The 5821-nt window shown below is 74.2% G+C and carries 6 protein-coding genes; 4 read left to right on the top strand and 2 right to left on the bottom strand.

What is annotated here, in order from left to right:
• Window positions 1–545, bottom strand: a 545-nt coding sequence (locus D6689_19005; protein RMH38652.1) for an FHA domain-containing protein, incomplete at its 3' end; no start/stop codon positions are given.
• 183 nt (window positions 546–728) lie between these two features.
• On the opposite strand from D6689_19005, the gene D6689_19000 reads away from it, so the two are divergent.
• Window positions 729–1058: a (2Fe-2S) ferredoxin domain-containing protein gene (locus D6689_19000; GenBank protein RMH38653.1), complete on the top strand. Its 330-nt coding sequence runs from the start codon at window positions 729–731 to the stop codon at window positions 1056–1058.
• 219 nt (window positions 1059–1277) lie between these two features.
• Here the strand turns inward: D6689_19000 and D6689_18995 are convergent, their stop codons facing one another.
• Entirely contained in the window at window positions 1278–2165 is an 888-nt protein-coding gene (locus D6689_18995; GenBank protein ID RMH38651.1) for a hypothetical protein, read from the bottom strand.
• A 616-nt stretch (window positions 2166–2781) separates the two neighbouring features.
• Here D6689_18995 and D6689_18990 point away from each other — a divergent pair.
• The 3 genes from D6689_18990 to D6689_18980 all read left to right on the top strand — a co-directional run.
• On the top strand, window positions 2782–4083 hold the full coding sequence (locus D6689_18990) for a hypothetical protein (GenBank protein RMH38650.1): 1302 nt from the start codon (window positions 2782–2784) through the stop codon (window positions 4081–4083).
• Between the two features lie 88 nt (window positions 4084–4171).
• Window positions 4172–5593 (top strand): hypothetical protein, encoded by a 1422-nt coding sequence (locus tag D6689_18985; protein RMH38649.1) that lies wholly within the window; start codon window positions 4172–4174, stop codon window positions 5591–5593.
• A 17-nt stretch (window positions 5594–5610) separates the two neighbouring features.
• Window positions 5611–5821 (top strand): hypothetical protein (locus D6689_18980; protein ID RMH38648.1); only part of this gene is annotated, 211 nt, incomplete at its 3' end.

Raw genomic sequence — 5821 nt, 5'->3', positions numbered from 1 at the left:
GGCGCCGGCGTCGCCGCGGGCGCCGCGGGCGCGGGCGTCGCGGCGGGCGCCGCGGGCGTCACGGCGGGCGCGGGCGCCGCGCCCAGCGCCGCGTTCCGCGGCGGCGCGGGCGCGACCGGCGATGCCGCCGGCGACGCCGGTGCGGGCGTCTCCGGTCGCACCGGCGGGGCGCTCTGCACGCCGGAGCCGCCGAGGGTCGTGCGGTACTTGCTCGACCCGGCATCGCGCACCGGCTGCGGCGCGGCGGCGTCCGGCTCGTCGATGAACCGCAGCCACAGGTTGCCGCACCGGATCACGTCGTTGTGCGCGAGCGCCTGCTTGGCGACGCGCACGTCGTTGACGTGCGTGCCGTTCGAGCTGCCGAGATCCTCGACGACGTAGCGGCCGTCCTCGGCGCGAATCAACGAGTGCTTGCGCGACACCATCGCGTCGTCCGTACGGACCGAACAGTCGAGCGCGCGGCCGATGTAGCAGGGCTGCGCCGGGTCGAGCACGACCTCGCCGGTACGCCCCTGCGCGTCTCGATACAGCACCTTCGGCGCCATCGTGGCGACATGATACCGCCAAACGGCGCGCGCACCCGCGCGCCGCGCACGCGGCCGCGCGGACCGCCGCCGCGCACGCGGCCGCGCGGACCGCCGGCGCGCTCGACGGTCCCGGCCGCGCCGCCGCGACGACAGGCGCCGCGGTCCGCGCCGCGGCCCCCGCGATCGGTGTACCGTGGCGGCATGTCGCGGTACCGTCGCCACTTCTTCGTGTGCCAGACCCGGCGCGCCGCCGGCGGCAGGCCGTCGTGCGGCGCGCGCGGCGGGGCGGACGTGCTGCGCGCGCTGCAAGACGCCCTCGCCGCCCATCCCGACCTGTGGGGCACGGTGCAGGTCACCGCGTGCGGCTGTCTCGGCCCGTGCTTCGACGGGCCGACCGTCGTGGTCTACCCCGAGGGGGTCTGGTACGCGCCCGTGCGGCTGGAGGACATCCCCGAGTTGGTCGCGCGGCACCTGGTCGGCGGCGAGCCGGTCGATCGGCTCCGCTACGCGTTCGCCGACGACGAGCCGTGACGCGCGGCGGCGCCGCCGCGGCCCGGCGCGACAGGCCGGCTGCACCGCGCGCGGCGGTCGCCGGCAGCCGGCTCGCGCCGCGGCGGGCAGGCGCGCGGCGCCCGGCGCCCGCCCGCGGCGGACGCGCGCGCAACGCGGTACGCAGCCGAACGGCGCGAGGACGTACGCCGGCGATCGCCTCCAGGTCGCGACCGCGGGCCGGCGCCGCGCGGCGGCCGCCTAGAAGTCGAGCAGCTCCTCGATGTGAGCGCGCTCCCACGCGCGCGCCTCGTCGTAGCGCTCGAACCGCGCCTCGTCGGCGAGAAACGCCGGCGTGTGGAACCGGCGGCGGCCCTTGACGATGGGCGCCTCGTGCACCTGGTGCAGCATCTCGTGGTAGACGATCCACTCGACGAAGAACCGCGGCACGAACGCGCGATCGAGCGTGCGGTGGATGCGGATGAGCCGGTCCTCCACCGAGTACGAGCCCATCTTGATGCTGTTGCGGCGGCGCCGCCGGCGGCTGCGCGCGCCCCACGTGATGCGCGCGTCGATCGCGCCGCCAAAGTAGCGGCGGTTGAGGTCGTCGAAGATCGCCTGCAGGTCGTGGTGGGCGCCGCGGGTGACACAGCGCGTGCCCGCCCGGTCCCGGCGCGGCCGGACGCGGTGCTGATGCGCGTCGATGTATTCGCCCAGCAGCCGCGAGGCGTCGCGGTCGTTGTGGCGGACGTAGCGGGCGAGCGCGCGCGTCACCTCGGGCGGCGCGTCGGCGAACATGTGGTGGACGCGCAGCCGGTACGCGCGGCGGGCGGCGTCGCGGCGCACCGAAATCATCGTGTAGCGGTTGTCGGTGAACACCAGCGTGAGCGTCGCGCGCGGCATGTGCGCGCGGATCCGGCGCTCGAGCCGCCGCCGCGCGTCGTCGAGCGCGCCGTCGGCAGCCGCCTGGCGCAGATCGCCGTCCAGCGCGCGCGGGCGCGGTTCGAGCCGGCGGACCTGCTCGGCCAGGCGCGCCGCGCGTTCGGCCGTGCGCGCGGGTGACCGGTCTGCGGCAGCCGGAGCCGCCGCTGCGGTCGCCGTCGCGCTGCGGGCCGCGCTGGCGCCGCGGACTCGCTTGGTCGATCTCACGGGCTGTCCTCGATCGTACGGCAGGAGCCGGGCGGACACACGGGGATTCGGCGCATCGGTGGCGTTCGGTGCATGGATCGCTCGGATGTCGGGGTCTCGGGTGGCGGGCGCACGCTGGCCCTTGCGCGCGGGGCCGGCACGGCGCGCTCGCGCTTCGCGGGGCGTCGGCCCCGGACTCGATGCGCGGGGTGGGAGATGGCCGCACCTCGCGACTGGCTCTGCGATCCTAGCGTGCGCACGAAGCGGGGATCAAAAAATTATCCACAGCACTGTGGATAACCAATACGCGAATAAATAACTGGATTAACAAGGGGAATTGCGGCGGTCGTGCCACTGGTCGCGATCCTAGCAGCCCCCTCTGATCCACAGGCGGAGCCGGCCGGTCGCGGCATCGGTGGGCGCCGGCCGGCCGCGGCATCGACGGCGCCGGCGAAACGTGATCGGTTTCCTTGCCCCCGTGTTCGCGCGGGATTAGCATCGACTTTCGGAAGCGCCCACGTCGAGCGCCGTCCGGGGGGCGCGGCCCGAGGCTGTGCTCGGTTTGCGCGTTCCCGGTTGCAGTAGAGCTTTGTTTCCAGAGGAGGCCTAGATGAGGACGAGCACACGGTTCCCCAGGTTGGTCGCGCTGATCTGCGCGGCCGCACTGCCGCTGGCCGCCGCCTGCGGCGACGACGGCGACGACGACGACGACACGACGCGCCCCGACGCGAGCCAGCCGGACATCGACGCCGCAGCGCCGGACGCCTCGCCGCCCGACGCCGGCACGCCCGACGCGGGGCCGACGAGCACGCGGTCCGGCTCCATCGCGGTGACGGAGATTTCCGCGCCGCAGCTCGGCGGCATCAGCGGCATGGCGGTCAGCATCAGCTTCATCGACCTGTCGACCGTGACCGTCGCGCCGGCGTTCGACTCCACGAATCCCGCCAGTCCACTGGCCGGCGGCTGCACGGTCACCGTGTACACGGTCGGCACCGACTCCGAACCGACCGAGGTCGACGAGGGGCCGGTCACCATCGAGAACACGGTGCATCCCATCGAAGCCCCGTGCACCTTCGTGAGCGCGCTCGGCTACTACGCGTGCATCGAGCAGGCGGGCGCGATCGCGGCAACCGACGCGGTCACGGACGACGGCAGTCTGCCCGCGGGCACGATCCCCGCGAACACGGCGCTCGTCACCATCGCCGGCGCGACCTTCGACGAAAACGACGTCGGGCGCTACATCCAGATCGCGGGCTTCCCGACCGCGGCCAACAACGGCTCGTTCCCGATCGTCGCGCTGGGGCAGGCGGCGACGCAGGTGGTCATCGCGAATCCTGCGGCGGTTTCCGAGGCCGCGGGCGGCGACGGCAGCTTCTCCGTCATCTCGGGCGCCGGGCCGACGCCGGCGAACAGGGACGCGCTGGACGACGGCACCACGCCGATCAAAGTGAGCCTCGGCGGCAACACCGGAGACGTCGACGACTTCAGCGTCATGGTGCAGGCGCTCGGCGAGGGCTTCCAGCTCGACGACGAAACGGCCGGCAACCTGACCGCGATGCCGACGGACGGCAGCGCCGTGTCCTTCTCGTGCTCGGGCACCAACGGCGACTGCGGCGCCGACACGGGTGTCGTCAAGGTGATGGTCATCAGCGGCAAGACCACCGACGCCGACGTGACCGGTTTGCCGCCGAATACCATGCCGGCGCCGACGACGAAGTATGCGCGGTTCCGCTGCTCGTCCCCGTCGGGCGCGGCCAACTCCGTCACCATCCCCGCGGAGGCGATGGCGGCCATCCTCGGGACGAACCCGACGCGCATCGAAACCCGCGTGTTCCGTATGGGCGGCACGATCGCGGGCAACGCCGACATGACGAACGCGACCACCGTCGTAGCCGGTCACGGCCACGTCGGCTGGACGACGGTCAGCTCCGCGCCGTAACCCCATCGCGTCCACGGCAGCGCCGATCGATGCCCGCCCTCGGCTCCGAGGGCGGGCATTTTTTTCGCGCGCCGAACGCGGCGCCCCGGTGGATCGCGGTGCGCCACGTCCGAGGGCGAGCACGGGACCGCCGCCACCGCGGGGCCGCCACCAGCGGCCTCGACGCGCCACGCCCAGCGGCCCGCCGACGCAGCCCCGCCCCAAGGACGCCGATCGGCTGCTCGCACCGCTGCTCGCGGAGCTGGCGTCCCTCGGCTACCGGCTCGGCAGCGACCTGGCCGACGACATCGCGAAAAGCCTGTCGCTGCCGGGCAGCACCGGGGCCGACGACGTCGCGCGGGCCATCCGGGCGGTCGACGAGGGCTGGGGTCGCTGGCTCGACGGCCAGTTCCAGGCCGCCATCGACACCCTGTCGGGCGCCGTCGCGGTCCTGCACGCCAATCCCGAGGCGTTCGCCGCCAACCCGGCCCACCGCCGGCTGCTGCAGCGCGCGCTCGTCGGCCTCGCGCTCGCGCACAAGCGGCTCGGCCAGGCGGACGCATCCGAGGCCGCCATGGCCGAACTCGTCCGCAGCTTCCCGGACGAGGAACTCGACCGCGCCGAGTACGGACCGGAGGCCTACGGGCTGTATCGGCGCGTGCAGAGCGCGGTGCGAGAGCAGCGGCCCGGGTCGCTACGCATCAGCGTCGACGACGACAGCGCGGCCGTGTTCGTCAACGAGCGGTTCGCCGGAACCGGCGAGGTGTTTCTCACCGACCTGCCGCCGGGGACGTACCGCGTGCACGTGCGCCGCGGCAAGTCCGGCGGACGGCTCCACCTCGTCGACGTCGCGTCGGGCGTCAACCGCGTCCTGAGCGTCGACACGGCCCTGGACGCCGCGCTCCGCACCCGCGGCGGAGTCGTGAGCCTCGAGTTCGATCGCCCCGGCGAGCGCGCGCGCCTCGAGGCCGGCAAGGCGACGGCGATCGCGCGCGAGGTGGGCGCGTCGGGCGTCATCGTGATCGGCGTGAGGCCGTTCGAGGGCCGGCGCTCCATCGTCGGCTCGCTGCTGTCGCTCGACAGTGGCAAGCCGCAGCGGAGCGCCGCGATCGCGGTGGAGCCGACGTTGCCCGCCGACGCCCTCACCCGCTCGCTCGCGCGGTTCCTGGCGGGAGAAGAGCCGGCGCCCGGCCTCATCATCGCCGAGCCGCGGCCCGGCGAACGCGGCGGCCGCCCGCGCAGGCGGTTCGGTCCGTGGCCGTGGGTGAGCGCCGGCGCGGGGCTCGTCGCCATCGGCGCCGGCGCGTTCCTGATCGACCTCGACGGGCCCATCTTCGACGACCAGGGGCGGCACACGCCCGAGGAGTACCGGACGCGCGGCGCCGGCATCGGGCTGGCCGTCGGCGGCGGGATCGCGCTCGCGACCGGGGTCGCCCTGTGGTGGCTGGATCGCCGGACCGAGCCGGCGGTCGTGCCCGCAGTCGAGGTGGCCGGCGAGCGGTTCGGCGTCGGTATCATGGGGCGATTCTGATGCGGGCAGCGACTGGGATGCGCGGGCTGGTCGTCGCCGGGTCGGCGGTCGTCGCGATCGGTTGCAAAGGCCCCTACGGCGACTACTGCGAACGGCACGCCGACTGCACCGATCCGGCCAAGCCGTTTTGCGATACGCGAGGCGAGGCCGCGGAAAGCGGTGGACACGGGCGAACCTGCATCGCGATTCCGTTCGACGGGGCGATCGGCCCGTCGCCGGACGCGGGCG

This window comes from Deltaproteobacteria bacterium (assembly GCA_003696105.1).
Classification (GTDB): Bacteria; Myxococcota_A; Polyangia; order Haliangiales; family J016; genus J016.
This window is presented reverse-complemented; position numbering and strand designations above follow the sequence as displayed.

What these genes read in the sequence shown, in the direction of transcription:
- D6689_19000 (RMH38653.1), top strand. Translation starts at nt 729, where the DNA reads ATGTCGCGGTACCGTCGCCACTTCTTCGTGTGCCAGACCCGGCGCGCC.